Here is a 23,484-nt window from a genome sequence, read left to right as displayed (position 1 = left end):
CCTCCTTATAACTCGAACGCGTTTGCAATCGCTGCAACCGTCCGTTCAATGTCTGCTTGTGCAATCGTGTACGAGATACTGATTTCTGATGTCGTGACTTGATAGAACGGGATGTTCTCCGCTCGGAAGATTGCAAACAATTTCGAAGCAACACCTGTTGCATCCCGCATCCCGATGCCGACGACAGATAACTTCGCGTGCTGATTGTGGCGGTCGACCTTGACTGTCGTGAAGCGATCCATGATGTCTTTCAATGCTTCATCGAGGAACTCTTCCTCATCGAGTGGACAGGAGAACGATAAAAAGATGTCACTGTCGAACGTCGTTTGACTGATCATGTCGATGTTGACGTGGCGGTTCGATAAGAGTTCGAAGATATCGGCTACTGCTGCGTTCGTTTGCGGTACGTGTTTGATTGATACCGTCAAGACGTTCTTCGTCACACTGACACTCGTGACCGCTTTTTGTTCCATTGTTTCCGTCGCTTCCATGATCCATGTTCCCCTTTTCGATTCAAGTGTTTTCCCGACGAAGATGTGTACGCCGTATTTTTTTCCTAGTTCGACACTCCGCATTTCCATGACCTTCGACCCGAGGGCGCTCATCTCCATCATCTCATCATATGAGATGTGCGGAATCGGTTGAGCAGCAGCATGGATTCGTGGATCAGCCGTATAGACACCGTCGACATCCGTGTAGATTTCACACCGTTTATCAAGGACTGCCGCAAGGGCAACAGCCGTTGTATCCGATCCACCACGTCCGAGCGTCGTGACATCACCGAGTTCGTTGACACCTTGGAATCCAGCGACGATGACGACATCGTATGTTTCGAGTTTTTGTCGTAATAGATTTCCATCAATCTGTTTGATCTTACTTTTCGTATGCAATCCCATCGTACTGATTCCCGCTTGAGCGCCTGTTTGCGATAACGCTTTGACGCCGAGTGAGTTGAGGGCGATGCTGAGTAATGAAATCGTCTGTTCTTCTCCGATGGCAAGCAGACGATCGAGTTCTCGGCGCTCGGGGCGATCCGTGATGGCTTGCGCCTGAGCAATCAAAGAATCTGTCATCTTGCCCATCGCTGAAACGACGACGACAAGTTTTTCACCTTCGGCTGCGCGACTCTTCAAATAATTCGCAATAGACTGAATCTGTTCGACAGTCGCAACCGAGCTTCCACCAAATTTAAGTACAGTTGTCACAATCCTATCTCCTTTGTCCCGATACAGAAAAAAACGACGGGCCGGTAGGAGCGTTCCTACGGCCCGTCGTTATCACGATCGGACAAACGAAGACAAAGTCATTCGTTCTTTTACGTAAGATAGCGCTCCGAAACATCGGTTTCGGCAGTACAACGGATCTTAACCGTTGTACCAGCAAATGAGAAGAAGCATCTTCTCGTTCACTTCGGCGGACTTCCCCTTTCACATCATTCGGCATGCTTGCCTTCAAGAATGATGCTACTCATGTCATCCGCGCCTCTATCTGTCGGTTGTTAGTTACAGTTATAGCAGACATCTTTTGTTAAATCCAGTCATTTGACTGATTTTTTTCAAAATCCGTCAATTCGCAAGATGCTGTTTCGCGAGTTTGAGTTGCTCCGACACGGCAGCAAACCCTGTCCCGCCGTAGCTTGTCCGGCGTGCCACTGCTTGAACCGGATCGAGGAGCGGATAGACGTCTTCCGTGATATCCGGATGGAACGTTTGATACATTTCGAGATTCAAATCCTTCAGGAAACAACCATTCTGCACACAGTAAAGGACGGCTTTCCCGACGATTTCGTGCGCTTCCCGGAACGGTATGCCTTTCGTCACAAGGTAGTCGGCGAGTTCCGTTGCATTCGAGAAGTCTTGCATTGTCGCCTTCTTGAGCGCTTCGGTCTTAAACGTCGCAGATTCAATCATTCCGGTGAAGATTTGAACGGATTGGAGAACGGTATCGGCTGTATCGAAGACCCCTTCCTTATCCTCTTGCATGTCTTTATTGTAAGCGAGTGGTAATGCCTTCATCGTCGTCAAGAAGCCCATCATGTTGCCGTAGACGCGACCCGTTTTTCCACGAATCAACTCAGCGAAATCAGGATTTTTCTTTTGTGGCATCATGCTTGATCCTGTTGAGAAGGCATCCGATAACTCGATAAAACCGAATTCTTGCGACGCCCAGATGATGATTTCTTCACAAAAACGCGAGAGATGCATCATGACGGTCGAGGCGATCCCGAGGTATTCGATGACGAAATCACGGTCCGAGACAGCATCAAGACTGTTCGGATAGACCGACTCAAAACCGAGCAACTCGGCAGACCGGAAACGGTCGATCGGGAACGTCGTCCCCGCGAGCGCCCCCGCTCCGAGTGGTGATTTCCGGATCCGTTTTTGATTATCTGTCAATCGTTCGACATCACGTTCGAACATCCAGAAATAAGCGAGCAAGTGATGCGCAAGCGAAATCGGTTGTGCCCGTTGCAAATGCGTATACCCTGGCATGACCGTCTCGATATGTTGCTCCGCTTGTTCCATGATGACCGATTGGAGTTCGCGTAATGCTGTCGTCAACGCCTCAACATGTTGTTCCATCCATAGATGTAAATCCGTTGCGACCTGGTCATTTCGGCTCCGTGCCGTATGCAGTTTTCCTGCAACCGGACCAATCTGTTCCGTCAACAAACGCTCGAGGTTCATATGAATGTCCTCATCCGCTAGCGTATAGGAATGGTCTGCTAACGTCGTTTCCAGTTGCTTCAGTCCTTGCTCGATTTGTGTCCACTCGTCTTGAGCAAGAATCCCTTGTTCAAATAGCATCTGCGCGTGTGCGAGACTGCCTTTTAAATCGACGCTCGCTAATTTTTGATCGAACGTGATCGATGCTCCGAAGGCTTCCGCTTGAGCGGAAGCACTTTCCGTAAAACGTCCACCCCAGAGTTTGGTCATTTCGTGACACCCGCCTGACGATGTACGCTCGCATGCGTCGAAACGGCAAGTCCGTGTAATTTGATGAAGCCTTTTGCTGCTTCATGATCGAACGCGTCTTCTTTCGTGTACGTCGCAAGTTTCTCATCGTAGAGCGAGACAGCGGACTGACGACCTGTCACGGTTGCGTTTCCTTTGAACAGTTTAACGCGAACTTCTCCTGTGACGTCCTGTTGTGTCGCTGTCAAGAATGCTTTCAAGCCTTTCGTCAATGGTGCATGGAAGAGACCGTTATAGATCGTTTCTGCGTATTGTTTGCTGAGAAGTGGTTTGAAATGCGCGACGTCCTTCGTCAATGTAATCGTCTCGAGTGCAGCGTGCGCTTTGAGTAACACCGTTGCGCCTGGGCACTCATAGACTTCCCGCGATTTGATACCGACGAGACGGTTCTCGACGTGGTCGATCCGTCCGACCCCATGTGCACCAGCGATGATGTTCAGTTCCGTGATCAGTTTCGCCAGTGGATACGTCGTTCCGTTGATCGAGACCGGAACACCTGCTTCAAAGCCAATGATGACTTCTTCTGCCTGATCCGGTGCGTCTTCTGGCGCTACTGTCAACGCGTAAGCGTCTTGCGGTGGCTCTGTCCAAGGGTTTTCTAGGACGCCACACTCGTTACTCCGTCCCCAGAGGTTCATGTCGATTGAGTAGGGGCTGTCGAGGTTGATCGGGATCGGCACGTTGTTTTCTTTCGCATAGGCGATTTCTTCTTCCCGTGACCATTTCCATTCCCGAACCGGTGCGATGACTTCGAGTGATGGATCAAGTGCTGCGACCGAAACTTCAAACCGGACTTGGTCGTTCCCTTTTCCGGTACATCCGTGAGCAACCGCCGTCGCACCGTGCTGATGCGCGACTTCGACAAGCTTTTCTGCGATCAATGGACGCGAAAGCGCTGAAATCAACGGATAGGCATTTTCGTAATGGGCGCCATATTGAAGTGCCGGCAAGACGAAGTCTTGTGCGAATTCTTCTTTTACATCGAGGACGATCGATTCGATCGCACCGACGAGGAGTGCTTTTTCTTTAATGACGGATAAATCTTTTCCTTCTCCGACATCCATGCATAAGGCAATGACGTCATAGTCCTTGCTCAACCATTTGATGGCTACCGATGTATCAAGTCCCCCAGAGTACGCTAAGATCAATTTTTGTTTCGACATGTATAATTCCCTCCTGGTTTTAAATTCATCTGTCTGTATAAAAATTCATTATGAATTATATATATACATAGAAAACAAAAAAAAGAAACCCTTTTTGCAGGATTTCTTTCAAAATGACTTACATTTTTTTCTCCATCGTTCGGTGCGGGATGCCCGCATCGTCGAATTCATCGGAGACGATCGTATACCCAAGTCCTTGATAAAACGGGATCGCTTGGACTTGTGCACCGAGTGTTAGCAATTGCTTCCCTTCGCGACGTGCGACTCGTTCCATCGCCTGCATCAACTCGCCACCGTATCCTTTTCCTCGCGCTGTCGCTAGCGTCGCGACACGCTCTACCTTCATCCGTTGGTCGTCATATGGACGGGTACGCCCCGTTGCGACCGGTCGACTCTGCTCATCGAGGACAAGCAGATGAATCGCTGTTTCATCATGTGTATCGTATTCAAGATGGCGTGGTACGCCTTGTTCCTCGACGAAGACACGCTCCCGGATCATCCGGACGGCTTGATGTTGTTCTGCTGTACGTACTTGAATGACTGTCATGACTGATATTCCTCCTGTAATCGATCGACATATGCCATCGCATCATCCCGATTCGTAAATTGTGCCTGTGCCTGAACCGCACTTCCTCCGCCTCGCCCATTGAATGCTTGAACATGTGCTTTAGTAAATTTCCCGAGATGGGGTTCACCTGGACTACTCATCAATAACTTGTTCGTCGTCGCATTCCAGACGACGCCGACGCGTCCCGCTTCTTGAATCGCTTTAGCCAGTTGCTCGGATATTTTGATTTCTTCATCCAGATGTTCAAACACAAGAATGCCTTCTTGTTGTTCTAAAGCGTGAGCGAGTGTGAACGTCGCGAGTTGTTCCTGGGCATGTTCGACCTGTTTCGTTAAGCGTTTCTGCTCATCTTGTAACGCTTGAACGGCTTCTAAGATTTGAACCGGTTTGACTGATAAAGCTTGCGCTGCTTCCCGTAAGGCTCGTCGTTCTGCCTGTAAGAGTTGGTATGCCCGTTCCTTTGCGACATAAGAAAGACGAATATTTCCACGAATTCGTTCGACTCCAGTAAAGAGAATCGACTCGAGCTGTGACGTCGAATCGAGATGCGTTCCACCACAGGCACTATAATCGAGTGTACCGATTTGAACGACGCGAATTCGTCCTTCGACTTGTGGTGTTTTTCGTAATGGTAAGCGTAGCGCTTCCGCCTCGTCATATTCGGTCGCTGTGATCGGTAATCCTTGTTCAATCACCTGGCGTAATCGTCGATCCAGCTGTTCTTGTTGCAGAGTTGTCCATTCAGGTGTCTCGATATCAAGCGTCGAGACCTCACTTCCCGTCCGAAAACTAAGTGTCTTGATATTTGATTCATCTTGTAGGATTGCAGAGATGACATGTTGTGCCGTATGCTGCGCCGCGTGATCGATCCGGACTGCGTCATCTACGATCCCGGTGACGTCACCTGTGAGCGGCGTCGCCAGTTGGTGCCAGACGACACCGTCTTCGATTTGGACGTCAAGGACCGGTTGGTCGTTCAATGTTCCACGGTCCGCCGGCTGTCCACCGCTCTCTGGATAGAAGTAACTTTTCTCTAAAGCAACCCAATAGCCGTCTACTTGTTTTGTCGTGCGAATGGATGTCTGAAAGGTTCGGACATCGGATTCTATTTGTTCGGGGCGCATGCCTCGACCACCTTTCTCTGTCAGTTTCACTCTGTATTATGCCATATTTCATCCAGAATCGTTTGTCGGCTTGCCTTTTTCCTAGTACACTAGACGAAAGACTACCGATCGCGAAGGGACGAAATGCCGTGATTCAGCATATCAATAAAAATTCACCACTCCCCATCTACTATCAAATCGAAGCTGCCTTAAAACAACAAATCGAAAGCGGTGTTCTTCAACCTGGCGATCTGATCCCGTCCGAGCGCGAATTTGCGGAAGCACATCAAATTAGCCGAATGACGGTCCGCCAAGCCATTTCAAACTTGGTCAACGCCGGTTACTTGATTCGTCAAAAAGGACGAGGAACATTCGTCGCGAATAAAAAAATCGTCATGCAACTGTCTGGCTTGACGAGTTTCTCGGAAGAGATGGAACACTTAGGCTTAGAACCGACGAGTGCGCTACTTTCCTATCAAATCATCGACGCCTCGATGACGATCGCCAACAAGCTCCGGATTCGTGAAGGGGCATCCGTATATGAACTGAAACGTTTACGTATTGCTGATGAGCAAGCGCTTGCTCTTGAGACCGTCTACATCCCGGAACAGCTCTTACCTGGACTCGATCAAGACGTCGCGACCGCATCGCTCTATGCATTTGCAGAAGCGAGCGGATTAAATCTTGGGCGTGCGAGTCAAACGTTCGAATCACGCCTTGCAACGAAGGAAGAGGCGGGCCATCTTGGTCTATCGACCGCTTCGCCTGTCTTATCCGTCGAGCAACTGACGTACCTGGCAACAGAGCAACCGTTTGAATACGTCATCTCCGCTTACCGCGGCGACCGCTATACCTTCACCGTTGAAATGGAACGCCAACGCTAAAAATCCCCTTGTATCGTCGTACAGTGACGATGATACAAGGGGATTTTTAGTGTGTCTTACTGTGCAGGGACGGCTTCCGTCTCTGTCACGGGTTCTTCTGTCGTACTTTGTGCCGGGTCTGTCTCTTCCTTGATCGGTTCGACTTCTTGACCTTGCATCGCTTTTGCTAAATTACTTTTCACTTGCTCCAATTGATTCGGATCGAGGTGATACTCCCATTTCCCGCTAATACCGATGTAGCCTTCTCCAGCGAGTTGGTACTCTGTCGTGTTACGTAACGCTGCTGTGAAATCTGCTAAACGTGTATAATCGTTCGGACCTAAGTTCGTTTCGACGTTATCACCGACAGCATCCAAAATATCACGGTATGCACTGAGGGAACGGAAACTTGCCGCTTCTTTGGCGACCGCTTGAATGACTTGCATCTGTTTTTGACCGCGTCCGATATCACCGAGCGGATCATCATGACGGTTCCGGACGTAAGCAAGTGCTTGCTCTCCTGTTAAATGTTGCATCCCTTTATCAACAGTGACAGTACCGGCTTTACGTTTTGAATCTTGCTCTTTGAACGCATATCGTACATCGACGTCTACGCCGTCCAATGCATCGATCAATTGAACGAATCCTTGGAAGTTAACTTTAACGACGTGATCGATTTGAATACCGAGTAGGTTTTCTGTCGTTTCACGCGCTAATTTAATCCCATTATAGGAATTCGATTTATCCATCGAACCGAAGTAATGAGCATGGGTGATTTTATCTTGCTCAACACCTGTCTTACCATAAGGTACATCGTATTTCGAATAATCGATGTTCACGAGTGAATCACGCGGAATACTCGTCAACACTAATTGTTCCGTTTTTTTATTTAAGATCCCGACGATCATGACATCCGAACGGGCTGGTTCATGACGTTCTTTACTTTTTTTCGTTTCATCCGTTCCAAGAATCAAGAATGATTCTGACGGAACGTCATCATATTTAGAACTCACCTTCGAGCCGGGAATATTAATTTGTGTCTTTGCCAATGTTTCTTGCGTTTTAATAAAAACAGCTCCAGCATATCCAGAACCGATGATTGTGACAAGCAGGACGAGTGCAGCGATGACTTTCATGAACATCTTGCCAGCACTTGGCTGTCTCTTTCGTGCGGATCGCGTTTCCATCATGTAAACCCTCATTTTCATGTAAATTTTCCGTAAAGTTCGCTAATCTCCATTATCCGGACATTTAATGAAATGTCAATTTACGTTTCGATTAAAGAAATCGTATGGAATCGTTGCACTGAAAAAATCATGGATCCTTAATACGCTGTGTCATGAGATTGAATGCTCTTGGGATATGTCCTGTTGCTGCCTTTCTATCTAAATAACAAATCGCTTGAGACTAGGCTCAACAGAATCAAAAAAAGGGATAGAGTCAATCCAATGATTGTCTCTATCCCTTTTGATTCATCGCTCTTCCATCGTCATACTTTCATGAAATTCAGATATGCCGCTCGTCCTGTACGTTTAGCGTCATCTGACAATAAAGAGGCCGCTTCTTCGTCCAAGATCACCATGACATCAGCATGACGCTTGAGTACAGTTGCTGGACAATCCGTTGTTGCGACACCTTCCATCATGTCGCGAACTGCTTCTGCCTTTCGTTCACTAGAAGCAACGAGAAGGATTTTCTTCGCTTCCATGATCGTACCGATTCCCATCGTGATCGCCTTCGTCGGTACTTCTTCCAATCGATCAAAGAATCGTTGGTTCGCTTCTCGTGTCGACTCTGTCAATTCCGTTACGTGCGTCTTAGCATCGAACGGTGTACCCGGTTCATTGAAGGCGATGTGTCCATTCGCTCCGATTCCAAGCAATTGAATGTCGATTCCCCGATTGCGGACGAGCGCTTCATATCGTTCACTTTCGCGCACGGGATCTTCTGTGTCCCCGATTGGAACGAATGATTCCTTAAACGCGACATCTTTGAATAGATGCTCTTGCATGAACGTATGGTAACTTTGTGGATGCTCTGGACTGAGACCGACATATTCGTCCAGATTGACCGTCGTCACATGTCGACAATCGAGCGAATCCTTCCGCCATTCCTCATAGACGCCGACCGGTGAACTTCCCGTTGCCAGCCCTACCGTCAAACCTTCCGGGTGACGCTCAATTTCCTGTTTTAAAAATTGATAGGCCACCTGTGCTAATTCTTCTCCTTTTTCTACGATCATCCATTTCATGAGGTAGACTCCTTTCCGTTCGTGATCCGGTGTCGCGTACCACGATGAATCGTTTCTTGAATATGAAGCGCTTCGTCGAGCAGGACGATGTCCGCATCCTTGCCGACCGAGAGGCTTCCTTTTTGAGTCAATTGCAGTTCTTTTGCCGCATTGACCGATGTCATGCGGACCGCTTCTTCGAGCGTACAGCCTGTGAAGGCGATGATATTTCGTAAGGCAGCGTCCATCGTCAGGACACTTCCAGCTAAGCTACCGTTTTCAAGACGTGCCGCACCGTCTCGAACGAATACAGCCTGACCACCCAACTCATATTCACCGTCTGCTAATCCTTTTGCACGCATCGCATCCGTAATGACGATCAGTCGCTCTGCGCCTTTCATTCGGTAGGCGAAGTCTACCATTTCTGGCGCACTGTGAATCCCATCCGGAATGATCTCCGCATAGACGTCTGGTGTCAGAAGGCAATATCCGACCGTTCCCGGCTCCCGGTGATGAAGTGCCCGCATTTGATTGTAGAGGTGGGTACCATGCGTGACGTGACCGGCTTGGTTTTGGGCATACGTCGCGTCTGTATGTCCAGCTGATGGAATCGCACCCGTCAAGCGCACTGCCTCTTCGAACGCTCGTGCTCCCGGGCGTTCCGGAGCGTATGTGACGAGCTTAATCGTGTCCCCTGCTGCTTTTTGCCATTTCAAGAACTGCTCGACATCCGGTTCGACGATATGTTCGTGAGGCTGTGCTCCCGCATAATCCGGATTGATGAATGGTCCTTCAAGATGAACACCGACGATCGTCGTATCGTCTTGTGCTACGACTTCTCGAACCGTCTCAAGCGCGCGTGTGATATTTCCCCAGTCCTGAGTAATCGTCGTCGCTAAAAACGATGTCACACCCTCTTGTAACATCTGTCGGCTGAAATGACGCAACCTCTCGGCATCTCCATCCATGACATCGACATCATATCCCCCATGGATATGCACATCGATCATTCCTGGAATGAGTGATTGATGCTGCGCATCGATCGTCTCTTCTCCTGCGATTTCCTCGAATTCCGACATGGGTCCCATCGCCTCGATTGTTCGGTCAAAACGAATGAAGCCGTCTTCAATCGTCTGCTCTCCCGTGTAAATCCGGGCATTGGTGATCACTGTCATCTGGCATCTTCCTTTCTCTATCCGTCCATGACTTGCTTCCGTATTTAGTATAACGCGATTAATTCTAGTTGTATAGACCTTTGTACATTTAAACGAAATTATAAAAGGACGATCCCGCATATCCGTAGATATAGGGTCGCCCTTTGTATACCCGTCGATTGCCGACTTCACGCGTCAGTCGATCATGGTAATAAAATCCGGTCTTTCTTTCGAGAAATCAGACGAGTTGCTTTTAAGATTGCCATCGGTAACGATTGACGCTTTCGGTAAGCCAGATATCGTCCTTCCCATTTTGGATCATACTTTTCTTTGTATCGTCGTAGACCGGTGAAACTATACATGTAGCGAATATTATTGAAGACATCCGCTGCCACACGTTCTTGCCAGAAAGACGTCTCGTCCTCTCCGACGGACGAAAGAGGAGCCATTCCCATGTTGAACGTGTGGTAGCCTTCATCTTTCGCATACTCGAATAGTCGGATGAACATTGCATCCATGATTCCATTCGGTCCATCTGGTCGAAAACGCATCAAGTCAATCGATAGGACCCCTTCTTGGTAAGCAGGCATGAATGTCATGAACCCGATCAATCGTCCTTCCGCTTCACGCATGATGCCGATCGGTGCCCGGTTTAAATAAGGTTCGTGGAAGTAACCGAGCGAGAAACCTTTCTCGGACTTCCCTCCTAACCATTCGTCGGAGACCTCTTGTAGTTCTGCTAATAGTGTTCCTGAAATAGGTGGCTCGACTACTTCGAACGTCATGCCCTCTCGTTCAAAGCGATTTTTAATCGATCGAAGTCCAGCTCGTTTTTTCCCTGATACAGTGAAAGATGGGATATCGACGATCGCTTCTTCCCCGAGTTTGAAGAAGTTGAAGCCAAAATCATGATAGAGAGACATATTTTGCGCTTGAATTTGATAGATGTTCGGAATATATCCAAGATCTTCGACGCGACGTAAGAAAGACGCGATGACTTGTGAATGCTCCTTCGGATCTCCACTAGGGTCGCCAAGGACCATGATCCGATTACCGGTCTGACTGAACTGGATGAATGAACGCCCTGTTTCGGAGAAGAAGAAACGTTTATCACCTAGAAACGCGAGATGACTCAAATAATTCCCACCCTGCTCACGCAATACCGATTCGATCTTTTCAGCATCGAATCGCTCACCGAGAACCGGTTGATTGAATGTGTTGAATAAGCGGATGAAGACGAGAACATACACGAGCGCAAAGATAGAGGCACTCGCTGCAAACATGAAAATTTCGTGTGCTGGATACACTTTTGTTCCATCTGCTGATCCGAGTGTATAGAAGGCGTATCCAAAAAAGACGAATCCTCCAATGTACAATAGACCAGCGAAGGCAACCCGGATGAAGCGTGTCGTCGTAATGAGCGTTCGTTCTCGGTGAAATGCTTTTCGCGACATCAGTAGCAAGACGAGAACGATGATGACGGCAAGGAAGGAAATCAAGTTAAAACCACGAAGTGCCATTCCAATCAATGCGAAAAAAGATGCCCCGTACATCATATATAACGACCGTTTTGTTCGACGATACAGTGCTGTCGATAAGAGGACGAACAATAAGCCGCCCATCAAGAAGAAACTATTCGCGAGTAACAGCGCTTCATGCGGTAATTTCGATTCCAAATATTCATACTGCGTCGAGACAGGTGGTAAAATCGCCAGTCCCCAGATCGTGATTCCGGCAACGAGTGTGATCAACGCGAGTGTGAAATGACGAATTTTACTGAGGAATCGCAGTTGTAAGCGCCAAATGACGCCCCCGACCTCCATCGATGGACCAACGATCGGTTTGTCTTCGATCATCTTGACGACCGGACCGCTGAACTCCCGAGCTGAGAAAATGACACCGATCAGGAACGGAATCAAATAGTAGACAAGACGGTAGATCAATAATCCGGTCAAGACGATGCCTTCCTCGACACCCGCGCGCTGCATGCCGATCAAAAACACTAAGTCAAACGAACCAAACCCACCCGGTACCATCGAGATCAAACCGGCTGTCGCAGCGATGATGAAAACACCGATGACTTTTGAGAAACTAACATCCGTCCCAAGCGCCGCGAGGATCAGATAGACGACAACGCCAGCACTGAACCATTCTGCGAGTGAGACGAGTGAATATAACGCAATCGATTTCGGATGGATGCTGCTATTGCCTCGTCGAAACGAGAACAGCAAATAAAGTGGAAAGAAGAAGGCGACACCAATGATGACGGGCCACAGCCATTTCTTTAAATCGAGCACTTCAAACGCCGGAAAAACGTGCAAAAGCGATAAGGCCGATAAGATGGACAACCCACTGATCAACGTCGGTGCCATCCAGCCGATCGCTTTCAACAAACGACCACCTTCAACAAATGGTCGATAAAGAGCGGATCGGATCGCCATCCCAGCGAGACCACCGAATCCGATGATCCCGTTAAAGGAGTTCGCAATCCAGGATGCTCGGAAAATCAGTCCGATCGGTGCTTTCGCCTCCAATGAACGTAATAAGAAGAAGTCATAAAAGAACATCGTCGAGACTGCCGTAAGACCTGCGAGAATCAACAGGATGAATTGCCAAGATGGGACTTGACGAATCGCTTGAATCGATTCCTGTAGCGACAAACTCCGCAATTCGTTTTGTCCTTGATAAAAAATGAATCCAATCAAGACGATCGGCAAGATGATCTTCGCAATCGTCATGATGCGTTGTTTTGAGAATTTCAAGCTGCCAGCCTCCTTGATTTACGGATTAAATGCATAAGACGAACAAGTAGTAGCGTTGCTCCGACCGCAAGACCGATGATCAATCCCCACCAGTAACCATCTGGTCCGAGCGTCGTATAGCGTTCGAGATAAAAACCTAATGGTAGTCCAATGACCCAGTAGGCAGCAATCGTCAACAAGAAGGTGACGTTGACATCCTTGAATCCACGTAATGCACCTTGCGTCGGTGCAGCAACGGCATCCGACAGTTGAAAGAAAATCGCTAAAATCATGAAGTGTGCGGCTGCTTCGATGACTTGCGGGTCTCGACTATATAACGCCGCGAGTTCTTCATTCTTTAAGTACAAGAGAATACCGGAAAACACGGAAACCGCAACGCACATCGTCAATCCAATGACGACATACTGGACAGCGTCCTTGATTCGTTTGGCACCGACCTCGAAACCGACTGTGATCGTCAAAGCGGACGCAGCGGATAATGGAATCATATAGACGAACGAAGCGAAGTTGATGGCCGCTTGATAGGCACCGATGATGACATCGCCGTACGCTCCGAGCAGCAACGTGACCGCCGAGAAAATACTGACTTCAGAAAAAATCGCTAGACCAATCGGGGCACCAAGTAGAATCAATTCCTTGATTCGCTTCATGTCTGGACGGTAAAAGCGCCGCAGAATCCCAAGGCGTTGAAATAACTCTCCTTTAAAGACGACAGCGATGATCGCTAGACAGAGAATCCAGTACGTGATGGCAGTCGCAACTCCTGCGCCCACTCCACCAAGTTCCGGAAAACCGAAGCTTCCGAAGATGAATAGATAATTGAAAAGGACGTTAATGGGTAAAGAGATTAGTAGTAAGACCATCGTGATATTTGATTTCCCCAACGAATCGACGAGTGTTCGTAACACGAAGAAAACGAACATCGGTACGATCCCGAGTGCTAACATCACGAGGTAATTTCGCGCGACTTCACGCGCTTCTGCCGATAACTCCATCCGTTCGAGAATCGGATTGACAGCGATAAGTCCGATGACGACAGTCAAACCAATGATCACGACAGCAACGTACAGCGCCTGCATGACGATTCGTTTGACTTCCCGCTCGCGTTTCGCTCCCATCGCTTGGGAAACGAGCGGTGCGACGGCAAGTAGAATACCGGTCAGTCCTGTGTAGACGGGTGCCCAGAGACTTGCTCCGACCCCGACGCCTGCTAAATCAGCAGAACCATATCGACCGGCCATGACCGTATCGAAAAAACTAATTAAGTAAAACGCGACTTGCGTTACGAGGATGGGAAAGAAAATTTTCATGAATTGCTTCATCTTTCCTGAGAACGTAACTGTTTCTAACATGTTTCCACCACATTTCAGGAGGAGTCCTCCTTAATTTTAAAACCTAGCACTCTTGAACTCTTACGAAAATAATCCGAGGAGGGATTCATCTCATGAACCATCGAGATACTGAAAAGCTGACTTTCGAACTGCTTGAGACATGGTCGACCTTCAATCATTATGCCAAAGAAGCTCAAACGTTTGAGAATCCGGAAGATGTCCATCAAGCGCGGATTCGGTTACGGAAACTGATCACATTCGCCCGATTGGTCGATTTGACGGAGGAACCCGTTTATTTGATTTGGAAGCGCCTGATGCATGCTTTCGGCGAAGTCCGTGACCTCGACGTACAACTCGAAGCAACCTCAAATAAAACAGAAATCGATCAGTTGTTCGCGAACCATGTCGCTCTGCAACTTCAAGGAAAACGTTCGACTTTAATCGAGACGATGCATCTCTTGATCTCAAATGAACTGGATCGATCCGTTCGTCGCTTTTTAGCCGGTCCGATGACAAAGCGCCTCAAGCGGATGTCAGAAAAAGAGCTGATTCAGGCCGCTGAGAAACGCTATGAGAAAAAACGTGAACAATTTGAAAAAGTACAACGAAAGGATGGAACGAAGCGTGTCGAACGGATGCATGAATTACGGCTTGCTACAAAAGCATACCGTTATACGGTCGAGTATCTTCGTCCCTACACGCATCAACCGAAGTCTGCTGTTGATCGTCTAAAGACAACCCAGACACGACTCGGACACATCAATGATACGTATCAGCGATTAGAAAGATGGCGCTCTTTCGAGGTTCCATCTGCTTATCAAGAAGAGCGTTTGCGTCAGATCAAGCGCTTAGAGGACGAGCTACGTTCTGCGCTTGATCAGATTGAAATCGCTCATGGATGACGTTGAACGAGTAATTCCAGCATCTTTGTTCCGGCAATCGAGTTTCCTTTTGCGTCAAGCGATGGTCCGAAGACACCGATTCCGAGATCAGCCATATCGAAATCACTTCGACCGCAAGCAACGACTGCACCGGAAACACCACTTTTTCCTGGAAGCCCGACTTGGACGGAAAATTCTCCAGATGCATCGTACATGCCACACGTCGTCATGATCGCTCGAATGATTCGTGCGTTCCGACGTGAAATGACTTGGCGTCCTGATGGTGTTTTTCCAGATGTACTCAAAATTTTCCCCATCATGGCAAGTCCTTTACAGTTCGTCAAAATCGCACATTGTTTCGTATAGACGTCGATGATTTCTTCGACATTGCCTTCGATGACACCGTGATAGCGCATGAAGTAGAGCAACGCCCGATTCAAATCCGTCGTTTCAAATTCTGATTCAGCAACATCTGCGTCATATTTTACCATTTCTACTTCAATATCCAATAGCTTTGCGATGAATTGACGCAATTGAAGTAATTTATCGGCAGCATCCGTTCCCGGTAACATGCTCGTCACGGCTAATGCCCCTGCATTGATCATTGGATTGAGCGGTTTTGTCGGAATCGTCTCTTCAAGTTTTGCGATCGAATTGAACGCATCGCCTGTCGGTTCCATCCCGACTTTTGAAAAGACATAATCTTCTCCGAATGTCTCGAGGACGAATGCGAGCGTGATGATCTTCGATACACTCTGTAGTGTAAACATCGTATCCGCATCACCTGCCGAGACGAACGTTCCGTCGGCGTTACAGACGGCGATTCCGAGTTGTGTTGGATCAACCTTCGCAAGCTCTGGAATATAACTGGCGACTTGTCCAAGCACTGTATATGGACGGCATTCTTCAATCAACTCCTCGAGTTGGGCTTGTGTAACATTCATGGCGTTCCCTCTTTCTCTTTTTTTCTAGCTTATCACGCATCTGACGAATACGGATATGGTTCTTCCGTAAACGCTAAAAGGAGTCGACTCGTTTCAGCCGAGTCGACTCCTTTTTCTAGCATCTGCTTCATCCGTGGACGACTAGTTCGCCGTCTTCTACGTCAATCGCAATCCGGGCGCCATCTTGTATCGCCCCACTGATCAAGGCACGGGCAAGTTTCGTCTCAATCGTCCGTTGCATATAACGATTGATTGGACGTGCGCCGTATTGTGGTTCGAAGGCTTCTTCGAAAATCAACGTCTTCGCAGCATCCGTAACATCAATCGTAATGCCACGTCCAGATAAACGTGAACTCATTTTCTCGACCGCTTTGTCGATGATTCGTTCGATTTCCGTCCGGTGGAGTGGATGGAATAAAATCGTATCATCGATCCGGTTCAAGAACTCCGGTCGGAAGTGGCGCTTCAGTTCTTGGCGAACGGCTTCTTCTTCCGCTGCATCGATGACACCATCTTTGGCTGCTTCAAGCAGGATCGGTGCCCCGATGTTTGACGTCATGATGACGATCGTGTTCTTGAAGTCGACGACACGTCCTTGTGCATCTGTTAAACGACCATCATCGAGCAACTGAAGCAAGATATTAAAGACGTCCCCGTGCGCTTTTTCGATCTCATCGAACAACAGCACTGAATACGGGCTCCGTCGGACGGCTTCCGTCAATTGACCGCCTTCTTCATAACCGACATATCCCGGAGGCGCACCGACGAGACGGGAGACATTGTGTTTTTCCATATACTCCGACATATCGATGCGGACGATGTGATCTTCACTATCGAACATCGCCGCTGCCAAGGCTTTGGCGAGTTCTGTCTTCCCGACCCCTGTCGGACCGAGGAACAAGAACGAGCCAATCGGGCGGTTCGGATCCTTGATGCCTGCGCGCGCTCGAATGACAGCGTCCGCGACGAGACGAACCGCTTCGTCTTGACCGAAGACGCGCTCATGGAGCGTATCTTCGAGATAAAGTAATTTTTCCCGTTCGCCCTGAGCAAGCCGCGTCACCGGAATACCGGTCCATTTCGAAACGATGTCGGATATCTCTTCTTCCGTCACCGCTTCTCGAACGAGTTCGTGTGAGACGTGTTCAGATGACTCTTCCGCGACTTTCAGCCGTGCCTCAAGATCCGGAATTTGACCGTACTTGATTTCCGATGCCCGGTTCAAGTCATAGCGTCCTTCCGCTTCTTGTAACGCCAGTTTCGCTTTCTCAAGATCCGCACGTAACTGCTGGACACTTTGCGAACTTTCTTTTTCCCGTTCCCATCGCGTCCGCAATGCACTCTCGTCTTCTCGAACAGAGCTGAGCTCTTGCTGTAAGACCATAAGTCGTTTCCGAGATGCTTCATCCGTTTCTTTTTTTAACGCCGCTTCTTCGATTTCGAGCTGCATGACCCGACGAACGAGTGAATCGAGTTCAGCCGGCATTGACTCCATATCGGTCCGAATCATCGCACATGCTTCATCAACGAGATCGATTGCCTTATCCGGCATGAACCGGTCCGTGATATACCGATCGGATAACATCGCCGCCGCGACGAGCGCATTATCATGAATCCGTACACCGTGGTGAATCTCGAATCGTTCTTTTAGTCCACGCAGAATGGAGATCGTATCCTCGACATCCGGTTCCGCGACGAGGACTTGTTGGAAGCGACGTTCAAGCGCCGGGTCCTTTTCGATATACTTTCGGTACTCATCGAGCGTCGTCGCACCGATACAGTGCAATTCTCCTCGCGCAAGCATCGGCTTGAGCATATTTCCGGCATCCATTGCGCCGTCCGTCTTCCCAGCACCGACGATTGTATGCAGCTCATCGATGAATAAGAGAATCTGTCCTTCGGCTTCCTTGACTTCATTCAAGACTGCCTGCAGGCGTTCTTCAAACTCACCCCGATACTTCGCACCAGCGACGAGCGCACTCATATCTAAACTGAACAACTGCTTGTTTTTCAGGCTCTCCGGTACATCCCCTCGCACGATCCGTTGCGCGAGTCCTTCAACGATTGCCGTTTTCCCGACGCCGGGTTCTCCAATCAAGACGGGATTGTTTTTTGTCTTCCGACTCAAAATCCGGATGACACGTCGAATCTCATCATCACGTCCGATGACAGGATCTGTTTTCCCGGACCGGAAATCCGCTACGAGATCACGTCCGTATTTTTTCAGCACATCAAACGTCTCTTCAGGATTTTTCGTCGTGACCTTCCGATTGCCTCGCATACTGACGATCGCTTCTCGGAGTGTCTCTTCCGTGATGCCTTGACGACGTAGGTACTGAGCTGCTGGACTTGATTGTTTGATTAATGCTAACAATAAGTGTTCGACGGAGACATAGTCATCCTGCATGAGACGCGCTTCCGTCTCTGCTTCCGTCAACACGTTCAGCAACGAGCCCCCGATCCGAGGCGTCGTCGCCTGGGACAAGGCAGGAAGTTTACCGATCGCCTCGTCAATCGCTCCATTCAATGTCTCAATCCGTTGATTCAACTTTTCAAAGACGACTCGTGCAATCCCTTCTTCTTGAGCAAGTAAGGCAAGTAACAAATGCCATTCTGTGATTTCACTATGACGACGTTGTTTCGCGATCGCTTGGGCAGAGACGATTCCCTCGTGTGCCCGATCCGTTAAACGTTCAAAATCCATCCTTGATCACTCCTTCACTGCAAGTTGACGTTCCCACTCTTCATAAAAGGCACGGTCCATCTCAGGTAACTTGACTTCGAGTTGGACAAGTAACGCCCCACGATGACCATTCGCTTGACTCAGACCACGATTTGGAATCCGGAGTCGCGCTCCTGGTTTCGTGCCCGGTTTGACTTTCAGTTTGATTCGTTTCCCTTCAAGCGTATCCGCGACGACTTCGCCTCCGAGCACAAGCGTCGTCGGATGAACACGGACGGTTGAGATGACGTCTTGGTCGACCCGTCGGAACTGATCGTCATCCTTCAAGTGAATCGTCACGTAAACATCTCCCGCGACACCTTGTCGGTTTCGCATCGAACTTTTTCCACGTAAGCGGACTTTTTTACCATCATAGACGTCTTTCGGAAGCGTCAGCTGGATCGATCCCGTCGCAAGACGCACCGTGACTTTTTCGTTTGTACTGAGGTGTCCGAGCGGCACCGTCAATTCAAGCTCTTCATCGGTCGACACTTCTTCCTGACTAAAGAACGAACCGAACATGTCTTCAAATCCGAACGATTGTCCAGGTCGTGTCCGTCCACCACCTCCGAACTGTCGGAACAGATCTTCGTAATCTCCAGCGCCACCTGCTCCAGCACCTGCCATCTGGTCGAAGTTACTGCCGTATCGATCATACTGCGCTCGTTTTTCCTCATCTCCAAGCACATCGAAGGCTTCTTGGATATCCTTGAAACGCTGGTCCGCACTCGCCTCTTTATTGACGTCTGGGTGATACTGCTTCGCCAATTTGCGGTACGCGCGCTTAATATCTTGATTCGATGCATCCTTTGCGACACCGAGTGTTTGGTAGTAGTCTTTTGCCATTCGAATTCACTTCCTTTTCCTATACTTCATTACCTTAATTATAAAAGTCGTATCTTAATTGGTCAAATATAGTCAAACTTTTTTCTGACATTCTGTTCTCTTTTCACTTTACGTCCTTGCGACAAACAAGTTTCACCGACTGAACCATGTTATACTGATAGCCAAACAGGAAATGAACGATGGGAGGGTTTACAGATGGACGGTAAAACACGTAAAAATATCACGCCTGGTCTTAAAGTCAGTATCGTGTTAAAGCAAGATCAACGAACAGGTAAACGAACAGAAGGAATCGTCAAAGACCTTCTCACGAAATCACCGCAACATCCGCACGGGATTAAAGTGCGCTTAGAAGACGGTCAAGTCGGTCGTGTTCAAGAAATTTTAGATTAAGAAGACAGCAATCGCTCGCCCTGATTCCTTTTCGGAGTCAAGACGAGCGATTTTTTCATGCTTCAGTCGCTTGTTCTAAATACCGCCACGTCGCTTCGACAAGAATACGCGCTGCATCGAGCATCGCCGGCTCCTTAAAATCAAACTGCGGATGATGATGCGGTGGATACGAAGCATCTCCCGCTCCTGTAAAGAAGAACGCGCCAGGTACGTGTTGCAGATAATAAGCAAAATCCTCGCCACCCATCGTTGGTTCAATCTCAAATACATGCGCGTCTCCTAGAACTCCTCGTGCGACAGATTCAATCAATGCGGTGGGTGCAGCATGGTTGATGACAGCTGGATAGCCTTTTTCGTATGTAAAGTGATACGTTGCTCCGACTGCATCACAGATTCCTTTGATCGTTCGCTCCATCCGCTCGATGATATCGTCCGCTGTCGCTTCATCAAACGTCCGGACCGTTCCTGTCAACGTCGCTTGATCTGCGATGACATTAAACGTATTCCCCGCATGTAATGTTCCGACGGTCACGACTGCCGGCTCCAGTGGATTGAGTTGACGACTGACGATTGATTGTAATTCCTTAACGATCGTTGCCCCGAGTAAGACAGCATCAATCGTCTCATGTGGTTTCGCACCGTGTCCGCCTTTTCCATATAAGGTCAGCTCGAACTTATCAGCCGCTGCCATGATCGGACCGGTCCGTACACCGACATGTCCTAAATCGATCGTGGACCAAAGATGCGTTCCGAAGATGACATCGACCCCTTCGAGACAACCGTCCGCAATCATATCGCGTGCACCGCCCGGAACGACTTCTTCCGCATGTTGATGAATCAAGACGACGTTCCCCGGTAACGATTCCCGTTGCTGTATGAGCGTTTCTGCGACGGCCAGCAACGTCGCCGTATGACCATCGTGACCGCATGCATGCATCACACCTGGAACCGTCGACCGATACGCGACCGCTTTGGCGTCAGTAATCGGTAAGGCATCGAAGTCGGCACGCAACGCGACGGTCTTCCCCGGCTTTCCTCCACGAATATACCCGACGACACCACGTCCACCGACCTCCGTCTTGACTTCGATTCCGAGCGCTTTTAAATGTTGCGCGATATAACGCGGGGTCTCGACTTCGTGAAACGACAACTCTGGGTGCTGATGTAAATAGCGACGGCGCTTGACCATTTCTGGATACAACGCATCTAGTCCGGCAGTTCGTTCTGGCATATATGTATCCCCCTTATTTCTTTTGATGCAGTGTCTTAACGCTTTCTCGCGTGTATTGGAGACGTTCGAGCGTGTCTTCATAATGTCCCGCAGCATACGATAAGAACAAGACATCGATCGCAAACAGTTGGGCGAGACGCGAACTGAGCGCCGCACTACGAAGCGGTGCTTCCGGTGCGCGTGATGTCCAAAGCGCGATATCCGCGAGTTGGCTGATCCGGTTGTCCCCGAAACGTGTCAGACTGATGACCTTCAACCCTTGGATTTTCGCCAAACGGATCAACTCGACGACCTCTTCCGTTTCTCCGCTGTAGGAAATCGCAAAGAAGACATCTTCTTTACGTGCATTCGCTAAGATCGTCGCAAGCAGATGCTGGTCCGTTTCTTGAATCGCTAGTTTCCCGACACGTGTCCATTTTTGCGCCGCGTCTTCGGCTACGACATGCGATGCCCCAATCCCATAAAAATAAATCGCACGCGCCTGATCAATCACATCAATCGCATCTGCAATCCGTTCATCATTCAACTGCTTCGCAGTATCCTGTAACGCTTGAATGCTGTTACTAAGCGTTTTTTCAATCAAGTCGACAGGACGTTCATCCTTTTCGATATCGTGATACCCTTTTAAATCCGTCCGTGCTGTATCGGCAGAGATACGCATCCGCAACTCCGGGTATCCCTTTAATCCAAGCGCCCGGCAGAAGCGGACGACTGCAGCGGCACTTGTATCCGATTCCTCTGCGAGTTGGTGGATCGTCATGCGCGCAATTTGGTTCATATGCGTCAAGACATAGTCTGCGACTTTTCGTGAGGACGATGGTAGTTCCTCTCGAACTGCACCGATTTGTGAATAGATACCGCCTTTCATCTACATCTCCCCTTTATCCTCTTCTTTTTAAAAGAACTAACGATTTATCACTTACCGCGTCGTTCCTGTGTGTAGAACTGTTCTTCTTTCATTATGCTCTCTCCTACTGGCTTTCGTAAATCTAAAAAATGGGAAAGTGAAACAAAATACCATTCTTCTTCCATACCCTTCCTTTCTGATTCATATGCTTCTCTCTTCCAGCGTCCGTTCTACATAAAAAGCGACATTCCGTCCATTGGAGGAATGTCGCTTCATAAAGTGAATCGAGAAATCAGCGAATCTTGACGATTGGTTTTTTTGTATCCGGATCGAGGAACAGCATCGCTTCCGTATCCCCGTTCAAGTTCGTCACAGTGATCGTCGTTGGAATGTTTCGATTATACTCCCAACGATTCTCAAGCAGATACGTCACGTACTGAACGAATGCGACGAGTTCTGCTTTTCCGTAAAATTGAACGGGAATCTTCATCTCAAGCTTTTTCAGTTCGTCTTCTTGATAGAAGCCTTCCCCTATCATACCGGTGTAGTTCGGGAAGTAGTCTTCTAGACGGTCTTTAAATAAATCGAACTTCGCCGCATCATCCCGCACATCATTCGTCGCGCGTGCTGACGGGTAGTAGTAATAGCGCTCATTGTAGTTTTTCCAGTCGTTCGCACTGATTTGATTCCCGCGACCGATGAAGGCAGACGAGAGATAGTGACCGGAAACCGGTGATCCTTCTTTTTCCTGGAGGTAGAGAGCGACGTGAATCGGTGTCGTCTTCATCCCTTGTGTCTTACGCATCTTCTTGACTAACTCGTTTGCCATCCGCTTTCCTTCAGCAACGACTTTCTTTTCATCAAGTTTAACGGTATAGGTCGGTCCATAGTTTTCATCTTGGAACACATACTCACTATTTAAGACAAGCGCAATCGACGTGCCACCGAGTTCGAGTTTCTTATCTTCTTCAAGCATGTAGTCTTGCTCTAAGATATGCGATAGAATCATAGGTGACTTTTGGTTTTTTTCTTTATACGACTTACCAGACGTATAGGCTGGGTTCAGACCTTCAGGATCGCTGACGCCATCGCCTGCTTTTCCTTTTCGCAACAACCATTTCGCGATTTGGTCGGCTTCGAGTAACTGACCTTCTTGGTAATAGTATTTTTCCGGATCAAAAAACTGTGTCGAATGACGCATTAAACCCGTTTCGATTTCATCAAGCTCAAGACGTGAACTGACACGTTTTTGTGTCATTCCACGTGCGACGCTTGGACGAAACGGTAAGACCGTCCGGTAGTACGAATCCGTCGTATCAATGGCTGGACTGACGACGGCTTGGACTTCCTTACCTTGTTCACTTTCAGTAATGACTTCTTTTGTATCGCTACTTGGCGAAAGGTCGAACGAACAAGCACCTAAAAATAACGTGCTCGATAACGTCAACGCTACTGCTGTTTTATAGTTCATCTC

19 protein-coding genes and 1 riboswitch are annotated in these 23,484 nt (G+C 48.6%); of the genes, 3 read left to right on the top strand and 16 right to left on the bottom strand.

Annotation, left to right across the window (positions count from 1 at the left end; translation table 11 throughout):
- Window positions 1-5: 5 nt before the first annotated feature.
- The 5 genes from ITJ88_RS12265 to ITJ88_RS12245 all read right to left on the bottom strand — a co-directional run bounded on the left by ITJ88_RS12265 (window position 6) and on the right by ITJ88_RS12245 (window position 5,830).
- Window positions 6-1,205: an aspartate kinase gene (locus tag ITJ88_RS12265; RefSeq protein WP_023467116.1), complete on the bottom strand. Its 1,200-nt coding sequence runs from the start codon at window positions 1,203-1,205 to the stop codon at window positions 6-8.
- A gap of 112 nt (window positions 1,206-1,317) precedes the next feature.
- A riboswitch (Lysine riboswitch) is annotated at window positions 1,318-1,495 on the bottom strand.
- 70 nt (window positions 1,496-1,565) lie between these two features.
- On the bottom strand, window positions 1,566-2,936 hold the full coding sequence (gene argH, locus ITJ88_RS12260) for an argininosuccinate lyase (RefSeq protein ID WP_195865853.1): 1,371 nt from the start codon (window positions 2,934-2,936) through the stop codon (window positions 1,566-1,568).
- Window positions 2,933-4,138, bottom strand: a complete 1,206-nt coding sequence (locus ITJ88_RS12255) for an argininosuccinate synthase (RefSeq protein ID WP_050678063.1) — start codon at window positions 4,136-4,138, stop codon at window positions 2,933-2,935. Before ITJ88_RS12255 ends, argH begins: the two co-directional genes overlap by 4 nt.
- A gap of 118 nt (window positions 4,139-4,256) precedes the next feature.
- Window positions 4,257-4,685, bottom strand: a complete 429-nt coding sequence (locus ITJ88_RS12250; RefSeq protein ID WP_023467111.1) for a GNAT family N-acetyltransferase — start codon at window positions 4,683-4,685, stop codon at window positions 4,257-4,259.
- Window positions 4,682-5,830, bottom strand: coding sequence for an alanyl-tRNA editing protein (locus ITJ88_RS12245; protein WP_195865852.1), 1,149 nt, complete (start codon window positions 5,828-5,830; stop codon window positions 4,682-4,684). The genes ITJ88_RS12250 and ITJ88_RS12245 overlap by 4 nt, the downstream gene beginning before the upstream one ends.
- A 128-nt stretch (window positions 5,831-5,958) precedes the next feature.
- Here ITJ88_RS12245 and phnF point away from each other — a divergent pair, with 128 nt between their 5' ends.
- Window positions 5,959-6,693 carry a phosphonate metabolism transcriptional regulator PhnF gene (gene phnF, locus ITJ88_RS12240; RefSeq protein WP_023467107.1) on the top strand — a complete coding sequence of 245 codons (735 nt, stop codon included), beginning with the start codon at window positions 5,959-5,961 and terminating at the stop codon, window positions 6,691-6,693.
- A 56-nt stretch (window positions 6,694-6,749) separates the two neighbouring features.
- On the opposite strand, the gene ITJ88_RS12235 is transcribed toward phnF, so the two are convergent.
- The 5 genes from ITJ88_RS12235 to ITJ88_RS12215 all read right to left on the bottom strand — a co-directional run bounded on the left by ITJ88_RS12235 (window position 6,750) and on the right by ITJ88_RS12215 (window position 14,170).
- Complete coding sequence (locus ITJ88_RS12235) at window positions 6,750-7,862, bottom strand: LCP family protein (RefSeq protein WP_230088847.1); 1,113 nt, start codon at window positions 7,860-7,862, stop codon at window positions 6,750-6,752.
- 299 nt (window positions 7,863-8,161) lie between these two features.
- Window positions 8,162-8,923 carry a glucosamine-6-phosphate deaminase gene (nagB, locus tag ITJ88_RS12230; protein ID WP_050679000.1) on the bottom strand — a complete coding sequence of 254 codons (762 nt, stop codon included), beginning with the start codon at window positions 8,921-8,923 and terminating at the stop codon, window positions 8,162-8,164.
- Entirely contained in the window at window positions 8,920-10,077 is a 1,158-nt protein-coding gene (gene nagA / locus ITJ88_RS12225) for an N-acetylglucosamine-6-phosphate deacetylase (RefSeq protein WP_195865851.1), read from the bottom strand. The genes nagB and nagA overlap by 4 nt, the downstream gene beginning before the upstream one ends.
- Before the next feature lie 182 nt (window positions 10,078-10,259).
- A complete protein-coding gene (gene mprF / locus ITJ88_RS12220) occupies window positions 10,260-12,818 on the bottom strand; it encodes a bifunctional lysylphosphatidylglycerol flippase/synthetase MprF (protein WP_195865850.1) in 2,559 nt (852 codons plus the stop codon).
- Window positions 12,815-14,170, bottom strand: coding sequence for an MATE family efflux transporter (locus tag ITJ88_RS12215; RefSeq protein ID WP_195865849.1), 1,356 nt, complete (start codon window positions 14,168-14,170; stop codon window positions 12,815-12,817). The genes mprF and ITJ88_RS12215 overlap by 4 nt, the downstream gene beginning before the upstream one ends.
- Before the next feature lie 92 nt (window positions 14,171-14,262).
- Here ITJ88_RS12215 and ITJ88_RS12210 point away from each other — a divergent pair, with 92 nt between their 5' ends.
- A complete protein-coding gene (locus ITJ88_RS12210; RefSeq protein WP_023467100.1) occupies window positions 14,263-15,051 on the top strand; it encodes a CHAD domain-containing protein in 789 nt (262 codons plus the stop codon).
- On the opposite strand, the gene glsA is transcribed toward ITJ88_RS12210, so the two are convergent.
- The 3 genes from glsA to ITJ88_RS12195 all read right to left on the bottom strand — a co-directional run bounded on the left by glsA (window position 15,042) and on the right by ITJ88_RS12195 (window position 19,542).
- Complete coding sequence (gene glsA / locus ITJ88_RS12205) at window positions 15,042-15,974, bottom strand: glutaminase A (protein ID WP_023467099.1); 933 nt, start codon at window positions 15,972-15,974, stop codon at window positions 15,042-15,044. The two genes, ITJ88_RS12210 and glsA, sit on opposite strands and share 10 nt — an antisense overlap.
- 127 nt (window positions 15,975-16,101) lie before the next feature.
- On the bottom strand, window positions 16,102-18,678 hold the full coding sequence (gene clpB, locus ITJ88_RS12200) for an ATP-dependent chaperone ClpB (RefSeq protein WP_195865848.1): 2,577 nt from the start codon (window positions 18,676-18,678) through the stop codon (window positions 16,102-16,104).
- 6 nt (window positions 18,679-18,684) lie between these two features.
- The gene (locus ITJ88_RS12195) at window positions 18,685-19,542 is read right to left on the bottom strand and encodes a DnaJ C-terminal domain-containing protein (protein WP_195865847.1); all 858 of its coding nucleotides are present in this window, start codon (window positions 19,540-19,542) and stop codon (window positions 18,685-18,687) included.
- A gap of 195 nt (window positions 19,543-19,737) precedes the next feature.
- Between ITJ88_RS12195 and ITJ88_RS12190 the strand changes: the two genes are divergently transcribed.
- Complete coding sequence (locus ITJ88_RS12190; RefSeq protein ID WP_029340759.1) at window positions 19,738-19,932, top strand: YwbE family protein; 195 nt, start codon at window positions 19,738-19,740, stop codon at window positions 19,930-19,932.
- A gap of 55 nt (window positions 19,933-19,987) precedes the next feature.
- Here ITJ88_RS12190 and ITJ88_RS12185 read toward each other — a convergent pair whose 3' ends face one another.
- From ITJ88_RS12185 to ITJ88_RS12175, 3 genes are all read right to left on the bottom strand, one after another.
- Complete coding sequence (locus ITJ88_RS12185) at window positions 19,988-21,163, bottom strand: M20 metallopeptidase family protein (RefSeq protein WP_195865846.1); 1,176 nt, start codon at window positions 21,161-21,163, stop codon at window positions 19,988-19,990.
- A gap of 13 nt (window positions 21,164-21,176) precedes the next feature.
- Window positions 21,177-22,031: a MurR/RpiR family transcriptional regulator gene (locus ITJ88_RS12180; RefSeq protein WP_050678993.1), complete on the bottom strand. Its 855-nt coding sequence runs from the start codon at window positions 22,029-22,031 to the stop codon at window positions 21,177-21,179.
- A 271-nt stretch (window positions 22,032-22,302) separates the two neighbouring features.
- Window positions 22,303-23,481: a CamS family sex pheromone protein gene (locus ITJ88_RS12175; protein WP_087682081.1), complete on the bottom strand. Its 1,179-nt coding sequence runs from the start codon at window positions 23,479-23,481 to the stop codon at window positions 22,303-22,305.
- Window positions 23,482-23,484 lie beyond the last annotated feature (3 nt).

This window comes from Exiguobacterium abrahamii (assembly GCF_015645365.1).
Classification (GTDB): Bacteria; Bacillota; Bacilli; order Exiguobacteriales; family Exiguobacteriaceae; genus Exiguobacterium_A; species Exiguobacterium_A abrahamii.
The sequence above is the reverse complement of the archived record's forward strand: the minus strand, read 5'-3'. Positions and strand labels throughout refer to the sequence as shown.

What these genes read in the sequence shown, in the direction of transcription:
- argH (WP_195865853.1), bottom strand. Translation starts at nt 2,936, where the DNA reads ATGACCAAACTCTGGGGTGGACGTTTTACGGAAAGTGCTTCCGCTCAA.
- ITJ88_RS12255 (WP_050678063.1), bottom strand. Translation starts at nt 4,138, where the DNA reads ATGTCGAAACAAAAATTGATCTTAGCGTACTCTGGGGGACTTGATACA.
- ITJ88_RS12250 (WP_023467111.1), bottom strand. Translation starts at nt 4,685, where the DNA reads ATGACAGTCATTCAAGTACGTACAGCAGAACAACATCAAGCCGTCCGG.
- ITJ88_RS12245 (WP_195865852.1), bottom strand. Translation starts at nt 5,830, where the DNA reads ATGCGCCCCGAACAAATAGAATCCGATGTCCGAACCTTTCAGACATCC.
- ITJ88_RS12235 (WP_230088847.1), bottom strand. Translation starts at nt 7,862, where the DNA reads ATGATGGAAACGCGATCCGCACGAAAGAGACAGCCAAGTGCTGGCAAG.
- nagB (WP_050679000.1), bottom strand. Translation starts at nt 8,923, where the DNA reads ATGAAATGGATGATCGTAGAAAAAGGAGAAGAATTAGCACAGGTGGCC.
- nagA (WP_195865851.1), bottom strand. Translation starts at nt 10,077, where the DNA reads ATGACAGTGATCACCAATGCCCGGATTTACACGGGAGAGCAGACGATT.
- ITJ88_RS12215 (WP_195865849.1), bottom strand. Translation starts at nt 14,170, where the DNA reads ATGTTAGAAACAGTTACGTTCTCAGGAAAGATGAAGCAATTCATGAAA.
- ITJ88_RS12210 (WP_023467100.1), top strand. Translation starts at nt 14,263, where the DNA reads ATGAACCATCGAGATACTGAAAAGCTGACTTTCGAACTGCTTGAGACA.
- glsA (WP_023467099.1), bottom strand. Translation starts at nt 15,974, where the DNA reads ATGAATGTTACACAAGCCCAACTCGAGGAGTTGATTGAAGAATGCCGT.
- clpB (WP_195865848.1), bottom strand. Translation starts at nt 18,678, where the DNA reads ATGGATTTTGAACGTTTAACGGATCGGGCACACGAGGGAATCGTCTCT.
- ITJ88_RS12195 (WP_195865847.1), bottom strand. Translation starts at nt 19,542, where the DNA reads ATGGCAAAAGACTACTACCAAACACTCGGTGTCGCAAAGGATGCATCG.
- ITJ88_RS12190 (WP_029340759.1), top strand. Translation starts at nt 19,738, where the DNA reads ATGGACGGTAAAACACGTAAAAATATCACGCCTGGTCTTAAAGTCAGT.
- ITJ88_RS12185 (WP_195865846.1), bottom strand. Translation starts at nt 21,163, where the DNA reads ATGCCAGAACGAACTGCCGGACTAGATGCGTTGTATCCAGAAATGGTC.
- ITJ88_RS12180 (WP_050678993.1), bottom strand. Translation starts at nt 22,031, where the DNA reads ATGAAAGGCGGTATCTATTCACAAATCGGTGCAGTTCGAGAGGAACTA.
- ITJ88_RS12175 (WP_087682081.1), bottom strand. Translation starts at nt 23,481, where the DNA reads ATGAACTATAAAACAGCAGTAGCGTTGACGTTATCGAGCACGTTATTT.